This window comes from Streptomyces sp. AJS327 (genome assembly GCF_013450295.1).
GTDB lineage: Bacteria > Actinomycetota > Actinomycetes > Streptomycetales > Streptomycetaceae > Streptomyces.
In genome coordinates, this window is the sequence record NZ_SKBR01000002.1 from 135,145 (window position 1) to 155,847 (window position 20,703).

Genomic DNA, 20,703 nt, shown 5'->3' on the forward strand with positions numbered 1-20,703 from the left:
AGACAAGGGATGGTCACCCGCATCGTTCCGGCCGTCGGCGACGTCGACGTGGCCCGGTCCGTCGCCACACTGCTGAGCCAGCTGCCGGACGTCGACCCGGCCCAGCCGATCAGCAACTCCACCGCGCTGCTGGACACCCTCGCCGCCCTCGCCCACGAGGGCATCGAGGACCTGCCCGAGGTGGTGCTCGTCCACGAGCGCGTCGGCCCGGTGCCCGCGCTGGAGCTGGTGCGGGAGATAGCGCTGCGCTTCCCCGTCGTCGGCGTGGTGCTGCTGACCTCCGACGCGGGACCGGGGCTCTACTCGGCCGCGATGGACGCCGGTTCACGCGGGATCGTCGCACTTCCCGCGTCCTACGACGAACTCCTCGCCCGGGTGCAGGCGGCGGCCCAGTGGTCCAGCGGGATGCGCCGCCACCTCCAGGCCGGGCCCGAGCCGCCGGGCGGCCCCGGCGGCACCGTGGTGACGGTGACCGGCGCCAAGGGCGGCGTGGGCGCCAGCGTCGCCGCCGTCCACCTCGCCCTCGCCGCCCAGGCGTCCGGACGGCCCACCGCGCTGGTCGACATGGACCTCCAGGCGGGCGACATCGCCTCCTACCTGGACGTGCGGTTCCGCCGCTCCATCGCGGACCTCGCCCAGATCAGCGACATCTCCCCGCGGGTCCTCCAGGACGCGGTCTTCACCCACCCCACCGGGCTGGGGCTGATACTCGCCCCGGCCGAGGCGGAACGCGCCGAGGACGTGACCGACCGCACCGCGCGGCAGACCCTGAGCGCGCTGCGCTCCCGCTACGAGGTGGTGGTCGTCGACACCGGAAGCCAGATGAACAGCGCCAACACCGCCATGGTCGAGATGGCCGAGACCGCGCTGCTGCTCACCACGCCCGACGTGGTGGCGGTGCGCGGGGCCAAGCGCATGGTGCGGCTCTGGGAACGGCTCCAGGTGCGCAAACCGGAGGAGACATCCGTCGTCGTCAACCGGCACAGCCGCACCGCCGAGATCCAGCCGCAGCTGATCCAGCGGATCGTGGGGAGCCGGGTGGCGCGCACCACCGTCCCGGCGCGCTTCAAGGAACTCCAGTCCGCCGTCGACTCCGGGCGGATGCACGAACTGGACGGCCGCGGCAGTGTCAAACAGGCGCTGTGGGGGCTGGCCGGGGAGATCGGCCTCGTCCGCGCCGCCGCCGCGCCGGAGCGCCGCGGCGGCCGGGGCCGGGACCGCGGAGAGCCGCGACGGTAGCCAACCGCCGGGCGGGGACGCGAGGTTGGACGAGGAACGGGCACGGCATGGGAAGGACCGGAACGGGACCAGAACGGACCGAGGCGAACGGAGAGGGGAGGGAGGGCGGATGGGACGGCACGACGAGCGCGGGCAGGTGTCCGTGGAGTTCCTCGGCATGCTCCCGCTGGTGCTGCTCACCCTGATACTCCTGTGGCAGGCGGCCATCGCCGGCTACACCTACACCGTGGCGGGCAACGCGGCGGACGCCGCCGTACGGGCCGGCGCGACCGCCGGACACACCGGCGAGTCCTACACCGCCGCCTGCGAACGCGGCGCCCGCGCGGTGCTGACCAGCGGATTCCACGCCTCCCTGGACGTGCGCTGCCACCGTGAACGGGGGCTGGTCAAGGGGGAGGTACGGGTCAGGGTCCCGGTGCTGTTCCCCGGCACGGCCGACTTCCCGTGGACGGTCACCAGCGAGGCCGCCGCGGCGGAGGAGGGCTGAGCCATGACGGTGCCGACAGCCGGCCGGAACGCCCCAGGGCGCCCCCCCGCCCGCCGCGGGCGGGGGGAGCGTGGCCAGGTCGCGATCGAGTACCTGGGCATGATCCCGCTGCTGATCCTCGTCGCGATGGCCGCCATCCAGCTCGGCCTGATCGCCTACGCCGCGCAGCAGGCCGGTACCGCCTCCCGCGCGGCGGCCCGGATCGCCAGCCAGGAGGACACCCCGCTCGGCTACCAGGACGCCGGACGGGAGGCGATGAGCGACTGGCTGGCCGACAACGCCACCATCACCAGCGAGGGCGGGGGCCCGGAGGAGGTCACCGTCCGCGTCGAGGTGGAGATCCCCTCCGTCATCCCCGGCGTCGACGACCCGTTCGGCCCGGCGGTACGGACCACCACCATGCCGCGCGACTGACCCCGCCCCGTCCCCGCCCGTACCGCCGACCACCAGCACCGAGGAGTCCCCACATGAGCCTGAGGGCACGCATCAACGCCCCCGAGGCCGTCAGCGGCCAGCACGAGGAGGGCCATCTCGTCGCCGTCTACCGGGCGAAGCTGCTGGAGGAGATCGACCTCGCGGAGATGTCCGCACTCGCCGCGGCGGAGCGGCGGGTGCGGCTGGAGCGGGTGCTGGGCCACATCATCAGCCGCGAGGGCCCGGTTCTCTCCACCCACGAACGCTCCCTGCTCATCCGGCGGGTGGTGGACGAGGCGCTGGGGCTCGGCATCCTCGAACCGCTGCTGGAGGACGCCTCGATCACCGAGATCATGGTGAACGGGCCGGAGAACATCTTCGTCGAACGCGGCGGCCGCATCGAACGGCTGCCGATGCGCTTCGCCTCCACCGAACAGCTCATGCAGACCATCGAGCGGATCGTCTCCACCGTCAACCGCCGGGTGGACGAGTCCCATCCGATGGTCGACGCGCGACTGCCCTCCGGGGAGCGGGTCAACGTCATCATCCCGCCGCTCGCGCTGTCCGGCCCCACCCTGACCATCCGGCGCTTCCCCCGCGCCTTCACCCTCCAGGAGATGATCGGCTTCGGCTCGCTGGACGAGCAGATCATCGCGCTGCTCGCCGGGTTCGTCCGGGCCAAGTTCAACGTGATCGTCTCCGGCGCGACCGGCACCGGCAAGACCACGCTGCTCAACGCCCTCTCCGGGCTGATCCCCGAGGGCGAGCGGATCGTCACCATCGAGGACTCGGCCGAACTCCAGCTCCAGCAGTCGCACGTGATCACGCTGGAGAGCCGCCCCCCGAACGTCGAGGGCAAGGGCCAGGTCACCATCCGCGACCTGGTGCGCAACTCGCTGCGGATGCGCCCCGACCGCATCATCGTCGGCGAGGTCCGTGGCGGGGAGACGCTCGACATGCTCCAGGCGATGTCCACCGGCCACGACGGCTCGCTCGCCACCGTGCACGCCAACAGCGCGGAGGACGGGCTGATGCGGCTCCAGACCCTCGGCTCCATGTCCGACGTGGAGATCCCGTACATCGCGCTCAAGGACCAGATCAACAGCGCGGTGGACGTCATCGTGCAGCTCGCCCGCTACCCGGACGGCTCCCGCAAGGTCAGCGAGATCGCCATCCTCGACTCACACGGCCGCGAGGAGTACCGGATCGTCTCCGTCTGCCGCTTCGAGGCGCGGCCGTTCACCAGCGACGGCGTTGTGCACGGCCACTTCGGCTACCACCCGGTGCCGCGCCGGATCGCCGAACGGCTCTACCTCGCGGGGGAGACCACCCCACCCGCCTTCGGCGTCGCCGCCGACGACAGCCAACTCGCCGCCCGCGGCGGGGAGACGGGCGAGTGAACGATGACCGGCACAGCGAACACGGCAGCCCGGAGCCGGAGTCGGTCCGCGACCCGGCGGGCGGAGCGACGAGCGCGACGGAAGGTTTCTGAACTGCCATGAGCACACTCGCACTGGTGGCCACGGGCGCCGCCCTGCTCAGCGCGGTATGCGCGGTGGCGGGCGTGCACGTCTACGCCTCCGGCCGCGCCCGCCACGAGGACCTGGTCGGGCGGCTCGCCCAACTGGAGACGCTGCCCCGGTCCGCCGGACGGCGCCGCGGGTTCCGGCGCATCGACAGACGGCTGCGCGGCACCTCACTCGGCCGCCGCATCGAACGGAAGCTCTCCGCCACCGGACTCGGCCTGACACCGGGCGAGTTCTTCGTCTACATGGTCGCGCTGAGCGCCGTCCTCTGGTTCGTCGGTGACTACCTCCTCGCCGCGCTCTTCGGGCCGATCGCCGCCGGCATCGGCATCTGGACGTCCTTCGCCTTCCTCAACTGGCAGCAGCGCAAGCGCATCGAGGCGTTCATCAGCCAACTCCCGGAACTCTCCCGCACGATCGCCAACGCCACCCAGGCCGGACTGGCCCTGCGCACCGCGCTGGCGATGGCCGCCGACGAGCTGGAGAACCCGGCCGGTGCCGAACTGCGCCGGGTCGCCGACCAGTTGGCGGTCGGGCACTCGGTGGAGGACGCGCTCGGCGAGCTGGCCGACCGGCTCCCCTCCCGCGAACTCGGCGTGCTGGTCAGCACCCTGGTGCTGTCCAACAAGGCGGGTGGCTCGGTCGTCGCCTCGCTGCGGAACCTCACCCAGACCCTGGAGGAGCGCAAGGAGACCCGGCGCGAGGTCCGCACCCAGCTGTCCCAGGTGAACGCCACCGCGTTCATCATCCCCGGCATGGGCCTGGCCTTCCTGCTGATGATGAGCCAGATCTGGCCCGGGGTGCTGGACAAGATGACCTCGACGCCCGCCGGGCTCGCCGCACTGGGCTTCGCGCTCTTCCTGTACGTCCTGGGCTTCGTGCTGATCCGCCGCCTGGGCAAGATCGAGGTCTGAGGGGCAGACGATGGGACTTCTCTACGCCTTCGTCATCGGGCTCTGCGTGTTCGGCGCCCTCTACGGCATCCGGCTGTCCCGCGCCGAGGCACGGCTGCCCGAGGACCTGTCGGTCGCCCTGGAGGTCGGCTCCACCCGCACCGGACTGGGCGGTTCGCTCATCGACCGGCTCGGGATGCGCTGGGCCCCGCTGGTGCTGCGGCTCATGGGACAGCGGCGGGTGGCCGCGGTACGCCGCCGGATCGACCGCGCGGGCAACCCCGGCGGCCTCACCGTCGACCGGTACGCGGCGCGCCGCTTCGTCTACGGCTTCCTCGGCGCGCTCGGCGCCCTCGTCATGCTCGACAAGGGACAGCCGGTCCTGGCCGTGCTGATGCTCGCCTTCGGGCTGTTCTGGGTCGAGGTCGGTATCTGGGCGGCCATCCGCGAACGCCGGGCCGCCATCGAACGGACCCTCCCCGACTTCCTCGACGTGCTCGCCGTCGTCGTCTCCGCCGGACTCGGCTTCCGGCAGGCGCTGGACCGCGTCGCCGAGCGCTACGAGGGCCCCTGGTCGGACGAGTTGCGCATCACCCTGCGCCAGATGGACATGGGAGTCAGCCGCCGGGAGGCGTTCGCGGAACTGCGCCGCCGCAACGACTCCGAGCAGGTGGCGATGTTCGTCAACGCCCTCCAGCAGGGCGAGGAACTCGGCGCCCCCATCGTCGACACCCTCATCACCATCGCCAACGACATGCGCCGCACCGACGCGCAGAACGCGCGGCGCAAGGCCGCCAAGGCGGTACCGAAGGCCACCTCCCTCGTCGCCATGCTCATGGTGCCCGCCACGATCGTGCTGATCGGCGCGGGGATGTTCCTCGGCGCGGGAGGCATCTCCATCTGACACCCCGCCCGCCCCCGGCGCCCCGGCCGGACCGTCCCAGCCCACCGGAAGGAGGCGACCATGACCACCCCCCTCAGAGCCGGCCCCGGCCCCACCCTCGACACCGGGCCCGGCGGCACCGGCGTCCCAGGCCGGACCAGGGGCGGCCGGGCCTCCGAACCCGCCTTCCGGATCCAGCTCAACGCCCTCCAGGCGATGTGCCGTCAGGTCTTCGGCTTCCGGCTCGCGATGATCGCCATCGCCACCCCGCTGGCCTTCGACGGCACCCGCCCCGGCTGGCCCACCTGGCTGGTCGCCCTCGCCGTGGTCTGCACCGTGATGGGCTCCTACATGCTCATCCGGGACTGGGAGCGCTTCGGCCCCTTCCTGCTCCGGCACCCGGCGCTGCTCGGCGTCGACGTCACCTTCGGCGCCCTGCTCCTGATCGTCGCCGGACCGGCCAGCCCCCTCGGATACGTCGTCGTCTGCACCCCGCTGCTGGCCGGACTGATGTACCACTGGCGCGGCGCCGGGGTCTTCGCCTCACTCACCCTGGTCTCGCTGCTGCTGGCCTACGCGACCACCAGCGAGGCCCAAGTGACCTTCGCCGGAGCCGGGTTGCTGCCCGGCCTGTGCGTACTGGCCGGAGCGGTCGGGGTCTCGCTGCGCGGACTGCTGTTCCGCTTCGGCGCCGCCAGCGAGTCGCTGTCCGAGGCGCTCTCCCGGCTCTCCGTCCACGAGGCCGTGGAGGGCGAACGCGCCCGACTGGCCCGCGAGATGCACGACACCGTAGCCAAGACCCTGCACGGGCTCGCCCTCTCGGCCGACGGCCTCGCCCGCTCCGCCGACCGGGCCGAGCCGCACACCGTCCAGCGGCAGGCCGAACTCGTCTCCGAGGCCGCCCGCCGCGCCGCCCGGGAGGCCCGGGAACTCCTCACCGACCTGCGTCGCGAGGAACGGCAGCCGGACCGCACCGACCTCACCGACGGACTCACCACCCAGGTACGGGAGTTCGAGACGCGCACCGGCCGCCGGGTGGAGTGGACACCCCGGGGAACGCCGCTGCCCCCGCTGCCGCCGGTGGTCGCCCGGCAGCTCCTCTCGATCGTCGCCGAGGCGCTGGAGAACGCCCACCGGCACGCCGCCAGCGGCCCCGTCGAGTTGGCCGCGCGCGTGACCGACGGCAGACTGCGGATCTCGGTGGTCGACGACGGCCCGGGACTGCCCTCCGGCACCTCCCTCGAACGGCTGCGCGCGGACGGTCACTTCGGGCTCGTCGGCATGGTCGAGCGGGCGGCCGGGGTGGGCGCCCGCATCCGCGTCGGCCGGGGCAGGCGCACCCGCGGCACCGAGGTTCGGCTGGACCTCCCGCTCGCCGCGCTGACCCCGCCAACCCGCCCACCACGACCGTCCGTTGACGCGGCCGAGGGCACCCCGGACCCGCCGTCCGGAACCTCCGGAAGCGGTGCCCCGACGTCACCGGACGCCCCACCGGCACCACCCGGGCCGAACCCCACCGGGCGGGACGGCGGGCTGCCATGATGGGTGACAGGTCCCCGTCGCGTCTCGGCGTCTCCGCGCCGCCCCCCGTCTCCTCACGAAGAGAGGTCCCCAGCATGCCGGGTGACGCTCCTCGCTCCCCCCACGGCTTCCCCCAGCCGTCCACCCCCGACGGATGGACCCCACCCCCGGGGCCCACCCCCACACCCCCGCCCGGATCGGACACGGCCACCCCCCGGCCCACCACCGTTCCCGGAGTCGGCGGACACCCGGCGCACTCGGCCAACACCTCCCAGCACACCAGCGCCCGGCGGCTCGACCCCGGCACCGAACACACCCCCACCCGGGTGCCCGTACCGCCACCCGTGTCCGGACGGCCCGACCCCGCCCCCGACCCGTTCGGCGCGCCCGCGCCCGGCGAGAGCGGACCGGTCCGCGTCGTCGTCACCGACGACAACCCGGTGGTCCGCGCCGGACTGACCGCGCTGCTCTCCGGACGCGGCGAGGTCCGCGTCGTCGCCGAAGCCGCCGACGGCAGACAGGCGTACGAGGCGGCCTGGCACCACCGGCCGGACGTGGTGCTGCTGGACGTCCGGATGCCCGGCGTCGACGGTCTGGCCGCGCTGCCCCACCTCACCCAGGTCGCCCCGGTCCTGATGCTGACCTATAGCGACGCCGACGAGACCGTGCGGGAGGCGCTCCGGCTCGGCGCCCGCGGCTACCTCGTCCACGGGGAGTTCCAGGCCGACGAACTCATCGCCGCCGTCCACCACGTCCGCCGCGGACAGCCGTACCTCTCGCCCACCGCCGCGGGCGTCCTCCTCACCCAACTCCGCGACAGCGCGGGCGGACCCCCCGGACACGCCCACCACCCCGGCGCGCCCCCGGTGTCGCCCGGACCGGAGACCGGGGATCCGCCGCCCGCGGCCACCGAAGCGCCCGAACCACCCCCGCACCGCCCCGACCACGTCCCGGCGACACGCTCGGCCGGGCGGTTCGGGCTCAGCGCCCGGGAGGCGGAGGTCATGGAGCTGATCGCCTCCGGAATGGTCAACTCACAGATCGCGGACGCCTGTTTCATCAGCGAGAAGACGGTGAAGAACCACGTCAACCGAATCTTCGCGAAGCTCCACGCCGAGTCCCGCAGCGAGGCCATCGCCCGGTGGCTCGGCACGGCGCCGAGGGAGAGGGCACCATGACTGAGGACACCACGGAGGACCGCCCGCGCGAGGCCAGCGCGCGCGAGCGCCACCGCGCCGGTGCCCGCGTGGCGCGCCCGCGCCGGTTCTGGGCCCGCGGTTGGGCCCGCGGGCCCATGCGCCAAGTGCCGTGCTGTGCTTGGCTGCTGGAGACTGACCACGGCACCGGACCTCGGGGGGCCGGTGCGGGGGTCGGTGCACAGGCGTTCGTCACGGCCCGTTCGTGGCCGGGGAATTACGGAGGGGCAGAAGATGATCCGGACCATGGTCGCCTCGCGATACGAGCGGATGCAGGGCAAGAGGAAGACGGCCGGCCAGACCGCGATCGAGTACCTCGGCATCCTGTTCGTGGTACTCGCCATCATCGGCGCGATCGTCGTCACGGGGATCGGCACGGAGATCACGAACAAGATCAAGGACGCCGTGGCCTGCTCAGCGGGGTTCGAGGGCGAGAAGTGCGGAAACGGCTGACCACAGCCCCCCGGCGTGAGGCAGGGCAGGCGCTCCCCATCTACATCACGGTGGTGGCGGGCCTGCTCTTCCTCGCGTTCGCGTTCTTCGCGGTGGGCCAGGCCGCGGCCAGCCGCAACAGCGCCCAGGGCGCCGCGGACGCCGCGGCCCTCGCGGCCGCCCAGGAGGCGCGGGACCACCTCAAGGAGGACCTCCTCCGGGACATCCTCGACCCGGACAACTGGGACGACATCGGGAAGGGCCAGCGCCTGGGCACCGCCAGCGGCTGCGCGGCGGCCGAGCGGCTCGCGGCCCGCAACGACGCCCAGCTGTACGACACCGACAACGACGGATCGGCCTGTCAGCGCGAGCCGTACGGCCGCCCGGACGGGTTCACCGTCGAGGTGCGCACCAACGAACCCGTCGGACGCTCCGTCATCCCCGGGACCGAGAAGGAGTACGCGGAGGCCAGCGCCACCGCGTTGATCACCTTCGAGTGCGAGATCACACCGGATCCGGAGAACGGCGGGGACACGCCCGGGCCCGGTGACGGTGACGGAGACGGAGACGGAGACGACAAGGGCGACGGGGACGAGGGCGAGGGGGAAAAGGACGACGAGGACGACGAGGACGACAAGGACAAGGAGAAGCCCGGCGGCACCCTGAAGTGTGGTGACAAGGACTGGGTCATCGACCCGGACGAGCAGGACCTGTTCCCGGATGTGGCCGACCTCTTCTCCGTTACTCTCTCCGACTGACTGTCCGACGCTGGACCACAACCAGAGGATTAGTGGCAATGAGCAGGAAGATCTCCCGGCTGGGCCGCGCCGCCGCAGCGGGTTCGGCCGCGGTGGCGCTGGCCTTCACGCTCTCCGCGTGCAGTGACGACGGCGGGGGGAAGGACGACAAGTCCTCTTCCGGCGAGCAGGGCGGTTCCGACTCCTCAGACTCTTCGGACTCCTCGGACGAGCAGGGGAAGCAGCCGGAGCAGGCCGACGACAGCAAGGTCATCGCCACGCTGAACGGGCAGGCCGGTATGGCTTTTGACGTGACGTCGGCCACGCGTGACTCCAGCGGCTTCGTCACGGTCAACGGTGTCCTGAAGAACACGTCGGACTCTGGTTTCCGGCACACCTCCAGTTGGGCGGGCGGCGACCTCGAACTCCAGAAAGCTGACGGAGGTGGCTCCCTCGGTGCGGCGACGCTGGTGGACAAGAAGGACAACAAGCGGTATTACACCCTGCGGGACACCGAGGACGCGCCCCTGACCACCACCGGGATCTCCAGCGTGGACGCCGGGGAGAAGCTGCGGGTGTTCATCCAGTTCCCGGCGCCGCCGAAGAAGTCCACCGAGATGGACCTCCAGATTCCCACCTTCCAGTCGGCCTCCCTCGCGCTGACGGACAGCTGAGGTGACGGCGATGCGACGTGGCTACGGCACCGCACTTCTGGCCTCGGGCGTTCTGGCTTCCGGCGTCACCGGGATGAGCGCGCTCGGCGCGTCCTCGGCGGCGGCCAAGGAGGCGCCCTCGGTGTTCGAGGGGAAGGTCGACACCGCCGATCCGGATCTGAAGCTTCCCGAGGGGAAGAAGCTCGCGGACCCCAAGGTCCTGGACATCAAGCGGATCGTCGGCGACGAGCAGGGGGAGGAGAAGCGGGAGGACTCCAACGCGGACGTGACGTTTCAGATCCAGGCCGAGGTGCTGTTCGGCAAGGACAGCGCGAAGCTCACCGCGCGGGCGGACTCCCGGATCCGGGAGATCGCGGAGGAGATCGAGAAGCAGGACTCAAACGAGGTCAACGTCTTCGGGTTCACGGACGACCTCGGTTCCTACGCGCACGGCAAGAAGCTCTCCAAGGCGCGCGCCAACGCGGTGCACAGGGCGCTGCGGAAGGAGGTGTCGGGCGGCGGGATCACGTACAAGATCCGGGGTTACAGCGAGGACAAGCCCATCGCCTCGAACAGCACCGAGGAGGGGCGGAAGAAGAACCGCCGGGTGGAGGTCTCCTTCCCCCGCACCGAGGAGTAGCCGCTGAGGGGTGGCCGCCGTCCCGCCGCCGTCCGTCCAGGCCGTCTCGTCTCCGCCGGGCCGGTCCCTTCCGGCGCGCGGTGGGTGACGCCATCGGGCGCGGGTGACCGGGGGCCGCCGGTGGGCTTCGGCGCGGAGGGGGCGTGGTGCCGGTTCCCCGTCGGAGGTAAGCGTGGGTTCACCCTTCAGGGGTAGGGGGGAGCCCATGCGGGAACTGTGGAGGGACCGGGCCCGCCGGGCGCTGACACGAGCTGACCTGGCGGTGTTCGAGCGGGTCGCGGCGCGGAACTGGCCGGGCGCCGAGGCGTTGCTGCCCCGGCTGAGCCGGTCCGCCAACCGTGGTCTGCTCTGGTTCGGGGTGGGCGCGGGCATGTGGGCGCTGGGCGACGGCCGGGCGCGGCGGGCGGCGGCCCGGGGCGCGCTGTCGTTGGCACTGGCCTCCGTGACGGTGAACACCCTGGGGAAGCGTTCGGTACGGCGCGGCCGTCCGCTGCTGGACGCGGTACCCGTGGCGCGGCGGCTGCCGAGTCAGCCGGTCACCACGTCCTTTCCCAGCGGCCACGCGGCCTCGGCCGCGGCGTTCGCGATAGGTGTCGCGCTGGAGGCGCCGCGCTGGGGCGCGGTGCTGGCTCCGGCCGCCGCCGCCGTCGGGTTCTCGCGGATCTACTCGGGGGTGCACTACCCCAGTGACGTGCTGGCGGGCGCGGCCTTCGGGGCCGGTGCGGCGCTGTCGCTGCGCGGTATGGCGCCGACCCGGGCCCAACTGCCCCCGCCCGGCAGGCCGCGGGGGGACGCTCCGGCGCTGCCGGAGGGCGCCGGGCTGGTCGTCGTGGTGAACCCGTCCTCCGGCGCTCAGCCTCAACTGAGTGATCCAGTACGGCAGTTGAGGCAGGAGCTGCCGCGTGCCGAACTCGTGTGGCACCGGGAGGAGTCGGGGCCGCTGCCGGACGTGCTGGACGAGGCGGCGGACCGGGCGCGGAACCGCGGCGGGGCGCTCGGGGTGGTCGGTGGCGACGGTACGGTCAACGCGGCGGCGCTGGCGGCGCTACGCGCCGGTGTGCCGCTGGCCGTCTTCCCCGGGGGCACGTTCAACCACTTCGCGGCCGACCTGGGTGCCGAGACCGTGCCCGGGGTGTGCGCCGCGGTGGAGTCCGGCCGTGCGATACGCGCGGACGTGGGGCGGGTGACCCCGCTGGGCGCCCGGCCGGTGGTGTTCCGGGAGCACGAGCCGGACCGTTCCGCGTCGCGTGCCCAACTCGTCGGCGAGGCGGCGGGGTCGGGACAGCGAGGCGGTGTCCGGTCGCTGGCGGGACGGGCGTTGGACGCGGTGCCGGGCCCGACGCTGAACCCGGTGCTCAGCGCCCCGGTGCTGTTCCTCAACACCTTCAGCCTGGGCGTCTATCCGGATCTCGTGCGGGTCCGGGAGCGCTGGTCACCGAGGATCGGTGGTCCGGCCGCGACGCTGCTGGGGGTGGTGCGGGTACTGCGCACGGCGAAGCCGGTCCGGGCCGAGGTCAACGGGCGGCCCCGTTCGCTGTGGCTGCTGTTCGCGGGGAACGGCGCCTACCGGAGTGTGGGGATCGCGCCGGTGCGCCGCTTCGACCTCGCCGACGGCCTGCTGGACGTGCGGGCGGCGCTCGGTGGACGGTTCGCGCGGACCAGACTCCTGGCGGCGGCGGTGCTGGGCGGTCTCGCGCGAACCCCGGTGTACGCCACGGCCCGGCCGAGCCGGATGTACGTGGCCGGGCTGCCGGTGGGGGCGCGGATGGCCTACGACGGCGAAGTCGCCCCGGCTCCCAGCGCGTTCGTGCTGGACAAGCTTCCGGAGGCGCTCACCGTCTACCGGCCGGAGGTGAACTGACGTGGGGGCGGGCCGCGTTGGACCCGGAACGACCCGCGCGCCGCGACTCCCGATCGGGGGCGGCGCGTGTGCTGGGTCCGGGGCGGGAGAGGGCCGGAGCCGGGTGGCGCCGGTGGTACGGGATGGCCGTACGTCCCGGGCATGGCCGGCGGTCGGGGAAGCGGCGTGCCAACCGGCCGCTACGACAGGGCGGTTGGGGTGAGGTGGCCGTCCGGCGGGGCGGCGGGCGTGGTCAGTCCTCGTGGCACTCGGTCTCCGCGTAGCGCTGGACACTGGCCTCGGCGCCGTTGCCGAGGAAGGCCAGCACACGGTTGAGCGGCAGGGTGACCCGTCCGTCGGCGGTGGCCAGCAGGGCGCAGACGGCAAGTTCGGCGTCCTCGCCTAAGACGCGGACGCTCCGCGGGTGGGCCTCGACGTACTCGGCGAACTCCACCCAGTCGTAGGCGCGGGGGGCGTTGCGCCGGATGACCTCACCCACGTACGCGCCGGTCCGCAACACGGTGCGGGTCCACTCCGCGCCGGGCCACTCCGGGTACCGCCGGTGCAGGTGGGTGAGGTAGGCGTCGACGAGCTTGAGGCTGGCGACCGAGTAGTCGAGCCGGTCCCGGTCGAGACGTTCGGGGTGGATGATGTCGGAGCAGGTGCCCTCGTGGCCCTGCGGGTCGAGGATGTCCCGTTCGGGGGAGTACTCCCCGGTGAAGGCGGCGGCGAGGGTGTCCAGGGCGTCGTTGATCTGATTCATGTGGCGTCCCACGCGCCCGGCGCGGGCGGTGGTTCCCGGCGTTGCGGGGCTGTGGCAGACCGCTGCGGGGCCGTGTCGCAGAGGCGAGGAACCGCCGTGTGAAGGGCCGTTGACACCCGTCGTTCCCAACTGCCATGGCGGCGGACGTGGTTGGTGGGCGCGTGGCGGGTACGGGGTGGCGCGGCGGCCGAACAGCGGGGCCCGGCACGCCTGTCGGCGCGCCGGGCCCCGCCCCGTGCGGTGTTTCCGCTCAGCTCTCGACCTGCTCCTTGACCAGGTCGGAGAAGGCGGTCATCTTGCCGTAGACGCCGGGCTTGCCGGGCCGGGCGCAGCCCTCGCCCCAGGAGGTCATGCCGGCGAGCTTGCCGTTGAGGATCAGCGGGCCGCCGCTGTCGCCCTGGCAGGCGTCGACGCCACCCTCCTCAAGTCCGGCGCAGACCATGTCCTCGGCGTTGAAGCTGTCACCGTAGGCGGTGGAGCAGTCCTCGTCGGAGACGGTCGGCACCTCGGCCTTGAGGAGCACGTCGGAGGTGGAGCCGCCCTCGGAGGTCGCGCCCCAGCCGAGGATGGTGGCGGGGGAGCCGGGCTCGTACACGTCGGTCTCGTCGGCCGAGACGAACGGCACGGCCTCGTACGGCATTTCCTCTTCGAGGGTGAGCACGGCGACGTCGGCGCCCTGCCCGGCGGAGCCGTAGTCCGGGTGGACCCAGATGTCCGACGTGGTGATCGAGGTGCCCTCGTCGGTGGTCATGTCGGTGCGGCCGCCGACCGCGTTGACACTGCCCGGGCTGTCGCCGTCCACGCAGTGCGCGGCGGTGACGACCTTGTTGGGGGCGACGAGGGTGCCACCGCAGAACTGACGGCCGGAGGTGTCCGTCAGCGCCATGGTGTAGGGGTGTTCCTCGGTGGTGGTGGGCTCGCCACCGATGATGGTGGGCTTCGGGCCGTCCGAGGCCGGGTCGGCCTGCGCGGCACCGGGCATCACCGCGGCCAGCGCGAGCGCCGCGCCCACGACGATGGCGCGCTTCGCTGAGCGTCCAACCGACAGGGACATGTGTTCTCCAGGATGTGGGGGGTAAAGGAACTTCCGTGCGTGAGACGCCAGTTGTGGAGCCCCATGCGCGTTGTCAGAGTACCGACAAATCCGAAAACGGGAAGGGGGGTTTCTCGCCGGTAACGAGCCGGTCCTCCTCCCCGGTAGCCGCGTCCGCCGCGCTCACCACCGGGCGTTCCGCGGCGCCCCCACACGCCCCGGTCCGTCCCGTCAACTCGCTGTCCGAGCGCCGGAGATGACAGATCCCGAAAACGGCGGAAGGCGGTCCGGCGCCCTCGCCTCAGCCGGTCTCGACGGCCGTCAGGCGCACCCGCCCGCCCGCCCGCAGCCCCCAGCCACCCATGGCCCCCGCCTCCGCCTCCAGCACCCGCCGCGCGCGCGGCCGGGGGAGTCCGAGGCGGCCGGGGCGCATCGTGCGCACCGCCAGCACCCGTCCGGCTCGGTCCAGATAGGCCACGTCGATGGCGAAGCGCATCCGGAAGGTGTGCACGCTCCCCGCCGGGGTCAGCAGCAACGCGCCCTCGATGCCGTCACGACCCAACAGGCCCCGGGTGCGGGCCCGGTAGGAGGCCGCGACCTCCAACGGGACGGTGTGGGCCACCTCTTCGTCCTCGCCCAGGACGGTGAGGAGCGCCGGGCCGTCCCTCCACTCTCGCCTCATGGCGGCAACCGTACGGCGCCCGGGGGCGGTTCGGTACGTGCCGTCCCCGCCCCGTTCCGAACCGGCCCGCGGACGGCGGACGGTGGGCGTAGGCTCGGCCCGTGCCGTCCACGTCCGCCCTGGTGCTCGCCGGATGCGCCGCCGGATACGGGGCGGCCACCGGGATGTCGCTGCCGCGCGTGGTGTACCGGCTCGCGGTCGAGCCCGGAGGGGACGCCCGGCGGGACTGCCCGGCCGGGCACCCGCTGACCGGCCCGGTGCGCGGATGGCTCGGTGGGCCCAACTGCCCCCGCTGTGCGGGTCCGTTGGGCCCGCGACGCTGGCCGTACCCGCTCGTCGCGGCGCCGCTGTGCGCACTCCTCGCGCTCGCCACCGGCCCGAGCCCCGAACTGGCGGTATGGCTCCTCGCGTTGCCGTGCTGGCTGGTCCTGGCGGCGGTGGACGCACGGGCGTACCGGCTCCCTGACCAGCTGACCCTCCCGCTCGCCGGAGCGCTGCCGGTGCTCCTCGGCCTCGCCGCCACACTGCCGGGCGCGCGGGGGAACTGGACCGGGGCCCTCGGCGGGCTGGCGGCGCTCGGCGTCGGGTACTTCGTGCTGTTCCTCATCAACCCCGACGGCATGGCCTTCGGGGACGTCAAGCTGGCCCTCTCGCTGGGCGCCGCGCTCGGCTGGTACGGCTGGGCGGTCCTCGCGCTCGGCGCGTTCCTCGGGCTGGCGCTGGGCGCCGTCCACGGACTGGGCCTGCTGTTGCTCCGGCGGGCGAGCCGGAAGACCGCCATCCCGTTCGGCCCCTTCATGACCCTTGGGACCCTGCTGGGGTTGCTGGTCGGCGCCCTCGCGGCGCGGGGCTGAGTCCGCCGGGGACCTTCTCCCCGGCACACCGCGTGCCCCGGGGCGCGGGGAAGGAGCCGGTGCCGCGCGTCGGCCCGAGGGTGCCCGGTCCGCCGACGGCTCCACCGAACGAGGCGGTCCCCGACCCTCCGGTCCGTCCCCGAGCAGCCCGGTGCGGCCGCGCGCCGGGGCGGCGGCACGGTGGGGCGTCAAGCCGGCGTGCGCGCCGGGGTCGCTCGTTGGGAGGGCGGACGCGGACGTGGCCGACATGCCTTTCGTCTCATTCGCGGCGATCGTCACCGTGGCCGCCCACCGGGGACTCTGGTGTTTGTGCAGGTCAGGACGGTGTGACGGAATCGCGGGACGGTGTGCGTCACGGCTGGCGCCCCGTGGAGCGCGCCCGGCCGACGTCGGGAGGGCGGCTCGCCGGACGCGAAGGGCTAGGGTGGAAACCCCCCCTCGGGCCGGTCCGTATCCCCCCACGGACCGGCCCGCTTTCTGTGTGCGGCCCGCCCCGGCACCAAGCCCGCCCCGGCGCCCGGCCCGTGCCAGCCCGTCGGACGCCCCGCCCGGCCCCTGTCCTCCGGCCGTCCGCGCGCCTGGCCGACCGCACCGAGCCCTCACCCGGACAGGGGCCGGAAGAAGCTCAGCTCTCGCTGCTCCGCGCCCAGATGTTGGTACCGGGCTCCGATGCCGCGAGGACGGACACCTCGGCCAGCTCGTCCTCGGTCAGCGCGGGGGTGCTCAGCGCCGCCACGTTCGACTCCAGCTGGGCGACGCTGCTCGCGCCGATCAGCGCCGAGGTCATCCGCGGGTCGCGCAGCACCCAGCGGAGCGCCAGCTGCGCGAGCGACTGGCCGCGCCGCTGGGCCAGGGTGTTCAGCCCGCGCAGCCGCTCCACCATCTCCCGCGTCAGCAGCCCCGGGTCGAGGGAGGTCCCCCGGGAGGCCCGCGAGCCCTCGGGGACGCCGTTCAGGTACCGGTCGGTGAGCAGGCCCTGCGCGAGCGGGGCGAAGGCGATACACCCCATGCCCTCGGAGTCCAGCACGTCGAGCAGCCCGTCCTCCTCCGTCCAGCGGTTCAGCAGGGAGTAGGACGGCTGGTGGATCAGCGGGCGCACCCCCATCTCGCGCAGCAGCCGCGCCGCCTCCCGGGTCCGCCGCGCGTTGTACGAGGAGATCCCGACGTAGAGCGCCTTGCCCTGCTGGACGGCGGAGGCGAGCGCGCCCATCGTCTCCTCCAGCGGGGTGTCCGGATCGACCCGGTGGGAGTAGAAGACGTCGACGTACTCCAGCCCCATCCGGCGCAGCGAGGCGTCGAGCGAGGAGAGCAGGTACTTCCGCGATCCGCCGTCCCCGTACGGGCCCGGGTGCATGGGGTAGCCGGCCTTGGTCGAGATCACCAGCTCGTCGCGGTACGGGGCGAAGTCCTGGGCGAGGAGCTTCCCGAAGTTCAGCTCGGCCGACCCGGGCGGCGGACCGTAGTTGTTCGCCAGGTCGAAGTGGGTGACGCCGAGGTCGAACGCGCGGCGCAGGATGGCGCGTTGGGTGTCCAACGCCCGGTCGTCCCCGAAGTTGTGCCACAGCCCGAGCGAGATGGCGGGCAGCATCATGCCCGACCGTCCGCTGCGCCGGTACTCCATCGTGTCGTACCGGCTCTCGGCGGCTCGGTAGCGCCCTGTGTCGTCGGTCATGACTGCCTTCCTGTCGCTGCGGCGGGTGGTCCGGCGGAGCCCGGGTGACGGGTGGTGCCCGTGGTACGGGGCGGACGGGCCCGACTTCGTTCGGGAGGGCGAACAGCAGTAGGGTTCTGGGATCCCGGACTCGGCACTGAGGGGCTGAACAATCCCATGAAGCTTCGCGACCTGGTGTACAGGCTCTACGCGCGCCGGGTCGAGGACCGCCTCGACCACCGTCGAATCCCGAAGCATATCGGCGTCATCCTGGACGGGAACCGGCGCTGGGCCCGGGCGGCCGGGGGAACGACGGAGCAGGGACACCAGGCGGGCGCCGAGAAGATCCGCGAGCTGCTCGGCTGGTGCGCCGAGACCGACGTGGAGGTCGTCACCCTCTGGCTGCTGTCCACCGACAACCTGACCCGGCCGGAGAACGAGCTGCTGCCGCTGCTCGGCATCATCGAGGGCACCGTGCGTGACCTGGCGGCGGACGGGCGCTGGCGGGTCCACCACGTGGGCCAGCTGGACATGCTCCCGGCGCGGACCCAGCGGGTGCTGAAGGAGGCCGAGCAGCAGGCCGGGGAGATCGACGGGATACTGGTCAACGTCGCCGTCGGGTACGGCGGACGGCAGGAGATCACGGACGCGGTGCGCTCCCTGCTCGCCGACCGCGCCGCCCAGGGCGGCAGCCTCGACGAGCTGGCGGACAGCCTGACCGTCGAGGACATCTCGGAGCACCTGTACACCCGTGGCCAGCCCGACCCGGACCTGGTCATCCGGACCAGCGGTGAGCAGCGTCTCTCCGGCTTCATGCTCTGGCAGAGCGCGCACTCCGAGTACTACTTCTGCGAGGTCTTCTGGCCCGCCTTCCGCCGGGTGGACTACCTGCGCGCACTGCGCGACTACGCCGCCCGGTCCCGCCGCTACGGCAGCTGACCGCCACCCCTTCGCCGCGACCCTCCCCCTTCCCCCCTCTCTCCCCTCTCTCACCTTCTCTTCCGGGTACTCCCGCGCGGCTTCCCGGCGCCCGTGCAGGGTAGGCCCGGCGACGGGGAGACCGGAGGCGGAGCTGGCCGAGGGTCGGCCGATGCGGTGGCGGAGAGAACGTTTCCCGCCGCGCCCGCGTGCTCCGGTGGCGTGGCGACACGGCCATGCGCCTGCCGGTGACGTTGCCTCGGACGGCGGTGTTCCGCGCCCCGGCCTCTCTCCCACCCCTGGTCACAGGGGTGTTGACCCGGTTGGTCCGTCCCCCGGCTGGCCGCCGCGGTTCCGGTGACATATGCCAAAGCATGCATGCTGACCGGTGGGGGAATACCCCTCCTGAGGCCGCGCCCGCACCGGTTCCCGGTACCGGATCCGTGGCCGCCGGGAGGCCCGTTGCAGACCACGGACGACCGCACGCGAGGTGCGGCGCGCGACAGGGCCGGTGTCCGGCCCGTTCCCAGCGGGTCCGGCCCGGTCACTTCTCCCGCGACGCCGTCGCTCCCCGACCTCATCCAAGGGGGTACGTCCACCCGTGGTGAACAGCAAGAAGCGCAGCGACTCCGAACGGCGCACGTATGTCATCGACACCAGCGTGCTGCTCGCCGACCCATCGGCCATGGACCGCTTTGACGAGCATGAGGTCGTGCTGCCCGTGGTGGTTGTCACCGAGTTGGAGGCCAAGCGCCACCACCCCGAACTCGGTTACTTCGCCCGGCAGGCACTGAGGCGCCTGGATGAGCACCGGGTCCGGTACGGCAGGCTCGACGCCCCGATCCCGATCGGCGAGCTGGGCGGCACGCTCAGGGTCGAGCTGAACCACTCCGACCCCGCGCTGTTGCCCGCCGGTTTCCGTCTGGGGGACAACGACTCCCGCATCCTGGCGGTCGCCCGCAACCTCCAGGCCGAGGGGTTCGACGTCACCGTCGTCTCCAAGGATCTGCCCCTGCGGATCAAGGCGTCCTCCGTGGGGCTCCTCGCCGAGGAGTACCGGGCCGAACTGGCCGTCACGGAGTCCGGCTGGACGGGGATGGCCGAACTGACCCTCCCCGGCGAGGAGATCGACGAACTGTTCGCCGCGGAGAGCGTCTTCGTGCCCGAGGCGGCCGAACTGCCGGTGCACACCGGGCTGGTGCTCGGCTCGGAGAAGGGCAGGGCGCTCGGCCGGGTCACTCCCGACCGGCGGGTGCGGCTGGTGCGCGGCGACCGGGAGGCGTTCGGCATCAAGGGGCGCAGCGCCGAACAGCGGATCGCGCTGGACCTGCTCCTCGACCCGGAGGTCGGCATCATCTCGCTGGGTGGCCGGGCCGGTACGGGCAAGAGCGCCCTGGCGCTCTGCGCCGGACTGGAGGCGGTGCTGGAGCGGCGGCAGCACAGCAAGGTGATGATCTTCCGTCCGCTGTACGCGGTGGGCGGACAGGACCTCGGCTATCTGCCGGGCACCGAGGCCGAGAAGATGAACCCCTGGGCGCAGGCGGTCTTCGACACCCTCTCGGCGGTCACCAGCAGGGAGGTCATCGAGGAGGTGGTGGCGCGCGGCATGCTGGAGGTGCTGCCGCTCACCCACATCCGGGGCCGTTCGCTGCACGACGCCTTCGTCATCGTGGACGAGGCGCAGTCGCTGGAGCGCAACGTGCTGCTGACGGTGCTCTCCCGGGTGGGCACCGGCTCGCGGGTGGTGCTGACGCACGACGTGGCACAGCGCGACAACCTGCGGGTCGGCCGGTACGACGGAATCGTCGCGGTGGTGGAGAAGCTGAAGGGACACCCCCTCTTCTCCCACGTCACGCTGAACCGCTCGGAGCGGTCGCCGATCGCCGCGCTGGTGACCGAGATGCTGGAGGAGGGCCGGGTCTGAGCGGAGCGCACCGGGCCCAGGCGGCGTAACGGACCGTCAGCCGCCGTCGCCCCCGGTCGACCTCCCGGAGGACGGGTCGCTGGCCCGTGGTTGACCGATATGACGAGCCCCGTACGGAGTGGGCGGGAAAGCCTAGCCGTACGGGGCTCGTTCGCGCCCGTCTTTCCGATAAGCTCCAGGGTCAAACCCCGTGTGAGCTATCCCACTCGGGAGGGAATTGCCTCACCCCGGACGTCTCCGGCAGGGTGTGGGTTCGTCAGGCCCCGCATACGGCACATCAGCACCCCCAGGGGTGCGGCACCACAGAGCTACACAGAACTGAAAAGCGGTGACGCCGTATGCCGCCCGAAGAACCACGCGGGTTCCCCTCACGGGGGCCCACCGGGCCCGTACCTCCCGTGGCCACGTACGAGGGAG

General features: G+C 72.7%; 20 protein-coding genes. 16 read left to right on the forward strand and 4 right to left on the reverse strand.

The features are described 5' to 3' along the window. The first annotated feature begins 9 nt into the window (after positions 1-9). The 13 genes from E0L36_RS10510 to E0L36_RS27590 all read left to right on the forward strand — a co-directional run bounded on the left by E0L36_RS10510 (position 10) and on the right by E0L36_RS27590 (position 12,482). Positions 10-1,239 carry an AAA family ATPase gene (locus E0L36_RS10510; RefSeq protein WP_180928766.1) on the forward strand — a complete coding sequence of 410 codons (1,230 nt, stop codon included), beginning with the start codon at positions 10-12 and terminating at the stop codon, positions 1,237-1,239. 109 nt (positions 1,240-1,348) lie between these two features. Next, entirely contained in the window at positions 1,349-1,726 is a 378-nt protein-coding gene (locus tag E0L36_RS10515; protein ID WP_180928767.1) for a TadE/TadG family type IV pilus assembly protein, read from the forward strand. 3 nt (positions 1,727-1,729) lie between these two features. Continuing rightward, complete coding sequence (locus E0L36_RS10520; protein WP_180928768.1) at positions 1,730-2,140, forward strand: TadE/TadG family type IV pilus assembly protein; 411 nt, start codon at positions 1,730-1,732, stop codon at positions 2,138-2,140. Positions 2,141-2,193: 53 nt separating this feature from the next. Next, positions 2,194-3,540, forward strand: coding sequence for a CpaF family protein (locus E0L36_RS10525; protein ID WP_180928769.1), 1,347 nt, complete (start codon positions 2,194-2,196; stop codon positions 3,538-3,540). 98 nt (positions 3,541-3,638) lie between these two features. After that, positions 3,639-4,580 carry a type II secretion system F family protein gene (locus tag E0L36_RS10530; protein WP_180928770.1) on the forward strand — a complete coding sequence of 314 codons (942 nt, stop codon included), beginning with the start codon at positions 3,639-3,641 and terminating at the stop codon, positions 4,578-4,580. A gap of 10 nt (positions 4,581-4,590) precedes the next feature. Then, positions 4,591-5,463, forward strand: a complete 873-nt coding sequence (locus tag E0L36_RS10535) for a DUF5936 domain-containing protein (RefSeq protein WP_180928771.1) — start codon at positions 4,591-4,593, stop codon at positions 5,461-5,463. A gap of 60 nt (positions 5,464-5,523) precedes the next feature. Then, the gene (locus E0L36_RS10540; RefSeq protein WP_180928772.1) at positions 5,524-6,984 is read left to right on the forward strand and encodes a sensor histidine kinase; all 1,461 of its coding nucleotides are present in this window, start codon (positions 5,524-5,526) and stop codon (positions 6,982-6,984) included. A 74-nt stretch (positions 6,985-7,058) separates the two neighbouring features. Then, a complete protein-coding gene (locus E0L36_RS10545; protein WP_180928773.1) occupies positions 7,059-8,141 on the forward strand; it encodes a response regulator transcription factor in 1,083 nt (360 codons plus the stop codon). A 264-nt stretch (positions 8,142-8,405) separates the two neighbouring features. Beyond that, positions 8,406-8,612 (forward strand): hypothetical protein, encoded by a 207-nt coding sequence (locus E0L36_RS10550; RefSeq protein WP_180930089.1) that lies wholly within the window; start codon positions 8,406-8,408, stop codon positions 8,610-8,612. Next, positions 8,597-9,349: a pilus assembly protein TadG-related protein gene (locus E0L36_RS10555; protein ID WP_308416718.1), complete on the forward strand. Its 753-nt coding sequence runs from the start codon at positions 8,597-8,599 to the stop codon at positions 9,347-9,349. Before E0L36_RS10550 ends, E0L36_RS10555 begins: the two co-directional genes overlap by 16 nt. Before the next feature lie 38 nt (positions 9,350-9,387). Next, positions 9,388-10,002, forward strand: coding sequence for a hypothetical protein (locus E0L36_RS10560; RefSeq protein ID WP_180928774.1), 615 nt, complete (start codon positions 9,388-9,390; stop codon positions 10,000-10,002). A 10-nt stretch (positions 10,003-10,012) separates the two neighbouring features. Beyond that, positions 10,013-10,621 (forward strand): OmpA family protein, encoded by a 609-nt coding sequence (locus E0L36_RS10565; protein WP_180928775.1) that lies wholly within the window; start codon positions 10,013-10,015, stop codon positions 10,619-10,621. 205 nt (positions 10,622-10,826) lie between these two features. After that, positions 10,827-12,482 carry a bifunctional phosphatase PAP2/diacylglycerol kinase family protein gene (locus E0L36_RS27590; RefSeq protein ID WP_258016133.1) on the forward strand — a complete coding sequence of 552 codons (1,656 nt, stop codon included), beginning with the start codon at positions 10,827-10,829 and terminating at the stop codon, positions 12,480-12,482. Positions 12,483-12,714: 232 nt separating this feature from the next. Here the strand turns inward: E0L36_RS27590 and E0L36_RS10575 are convergent, their stop codons facing one another. The 3 genes from E0L36_RS10575 to E0L36_RS10585 all read right to left on the reverse strand — a co-directional run bounded on the left by E0L36_RS10575 (position 12,715) and on the right by E0L36_RS10585 (position 14,939). Further along, the gene (locus E0L36_RS10575; protein WP_180928776.1) at positions 12,715-13,224 is read right to left on the reverse strand and encodes a hypothetical protein; all 510 of its coding nucleotides are present in this window, start codon (positions 13,222-13,224) and stop codon (positions 12,715-12,717) included. Between the two features lie 250 nt (positions 13,225-13,474). After that, entirely contained in the window at positions 13,475-14,278 is an 804-nt protein-coding gene (locus E0L36_RS10580; protein WP_180928777.1) for a trypsin-like serine protease, read from the reverse strand. A 280-nt stretch (positions 14,279-14,558) separates the two neighbouring features. Next, complete coding sequence (locus E0L36_RS10585) at positions 14,559-14,939, reverse strand: DUF192 domain-containing protein (RefSeq protein ID WP_180928778.1); 381 nt, start codon at positions 14,937-14,939, stop codon at positions 14,559-14,561. Between the two features lie 164 nt (positions 14,940-15,103). Here E0L36_RS10585 and E0L36_RS10590 point away from each other — a divergent pair, with 164 nt between their 5' ends. Further along, entirely contained in the window at positions 15,104-15,793 is a 690-nt protein-coding gene (locus tag E0L36_RS10590) for an A24 family peptidase (protein WP_180929915.1), read from the forward strand. Positions 15,794-16,418: 625 nt separating this feature from the next. Here the strand turns inward: E0L36_RS10590 and mgrA are convergent. Next, the gene (mgrA, locus tag E0L36_RS10595) at positions 16,419-17,465 is read right to left on the reverse strand and encodes an L-glyceraldehyde 3-phosphate reductase (protein ID WP_180928779.1); all 1,047 of its coding nucleotides are present in this window, start codon (positions 17,463-17,465) and stop codon (positions 16,419-16,421) included. Positions 17,466-17,621: 156 nt separating this feature from the next. On the opposite strand from mgrA, the gene E0L36_RS10600 reads away from it, so the two are divergent. Both E0L36_RS10600 and E0L36_RS10605 read left to right on the forward strand, forming a co-directional pair. Beyond that, positions 17,622-18,383 (forward strand): isoprenyl transferase, encoded by a 762-nt coding sequence (locus E0L36_RS10600; protein ID WP_180928780.1) that lies wholly within the window; start codon positions 17,622-17,624, stop codon positions 18,381-18,383. 580 nt (positions 18,384-18,963) lie between these two features. Beyond that, entirely contained in the window at positions 18,964-20,286 is a 1,323-nt protein-coding gene (locus E0L36_RS10605) for a PhoH family protein (RefSeq protein ID WP_180928781.1), read from the forward strand. Positions 20,287-20,703: the final 417 nt, after the last annotated feature.

What these genes read in the sequence shown, in the direction of transcription:
- E0L36_RS10510 (WP_180928766.1), top strand. Translation starts at nt 10, where the DNA reads ATGGTCACCCGCATCGTTCCGGCCGTCGGCGACGTCGACGTGGCCCGG.
- E0L36_RS10515 (WP_180928767.1), top strand. Translation starts at nt 1,349, where the DNA reads ATGGGACGGCACGACGAGCGCGGGCAGGTGTCCGTGGAGTTCCTCGGC.
- E0L36_RS10520 (WP_180928768.1), top strand. Translation starts at nt 1,730, where the DNA reads ATGACGGTGCCGACAGCCGGCCGGAACGCCCCAGGGCGCCCCCCCGCC.
- E0L36_RS10525 (WP_180928769.1), top strand. Translation starts at nt 2,194, where the DNA reads ATGAGCCTGAGGGCACGCATCAACGCCCCCGAGGCCGTCAGCGGCCAG.
- E0L36_RS10530 (WP_180928770.1), top strand. Translation starts at nt 3,639, where the DNA reads ATGAGCACACTCGCACTGGTGGCCACGGGCGCCGCCCTGCTCAGCGCG.
- E0L36_RS10535 (WP_180928771.1), top strand. Translation starts at nt 4,591, where the DNA reads ATGGGACTTCTCTACGCCTTCGTCATCGGGCTCTGCGTGTTCGGCGCC.
- E0L36_RS10540 (WP_180928772.1), top strand. Translation starts at nt 5,524, where the DNA reads ATGACCACCCCCCTCAGAGCCGGCCCCGGCCCCACCCTCGACACCGGG.
- E0L36_RS10545 (WP_180928773.1), top strand. Translation starts at nt 7,059, where the DNA reads ATGCCGGGTGACGCTCCTCGCTCCCCCCACGGCTTCCCCCAGCCGTCC.
- E0L36_RS10550 (WP_180930089.1), top strand. Translation starts at nt 8,406, where the DNA reads ATGGTCGCCTCGCGATACGAGCGGATGCAGGGCAAGAGGAAGACGGCC.
- E0L36_RS10560 (WP_180928774.1), top strand. Translation starts at nt 9,388, where the DNA reads ATGAGCAGGAAGATCTCCCGGCTGGGCCGCGCCGCCGCAGCGGGTTCG.
- E0L36_RS10565 (WP_180928775.1), top strand. Translation starts at nt 10,013, where the DNA reads ATGCGACGTGGCTACGGCACCGCACTTCTGGCCTCGGGCGTTCTGGCT.
- E0L36_RS27590 (WP_258016133.1), top strand. Translation starts at nt 10,827, where the DNA reads ATGCGGGAACTGTGGAGGGACCGGGCCCGCCGGGCGCTGACACGAGCT.
- E0L36_RS10575 (WP_180928776.1), bottom strand. Translation starts at nt 13,224, where the DNA reads ATGAATCAGATCAACGACGCCCTGGACACCCTCGCCGCCGCCTTCACC.
- E0L36_RS10580 (WP_180928777.1), bottom strand. Translation starts at nt 14,278, where the DNA reads ATGTCCCTGTCGGTTGGACGCTCAGCGAAGCGCGCCATCGTCGTGGGC.
- E0L36_RS10585 (WP_180928778.1), bottom strand. Translation starts at nt 14,939, where the DNA reads ATGAGGCGAGAGTGGAGGGACGGCCCGGCGCTCCTCACCGTCCTGGGC.
- E0L36_RS10590 (WP_180929915.1), top strand. Translation starts at nt 15,104, where the DNA reads ATGTCGCTGCCGCGCGTGGTGTACCGGCTCGCGGTCGAGCCCGGAGGG.
- mgrA (WP_180928779.1), bottom strand. Translation starts at nt 17,465, where the DNA reads ATGACCGACGACACAGGGCGCTACCGAGCCGCCGAGAGCCGGTACGAC.
- E0L36_RS10600 (WP_180928780.1), top strand. Translation starts at nt 17,622, where the DNA reads ATGAAGCTTCGCGACCTGGTGTACAGGCTCTACGCGCGCCGGGTCGAG.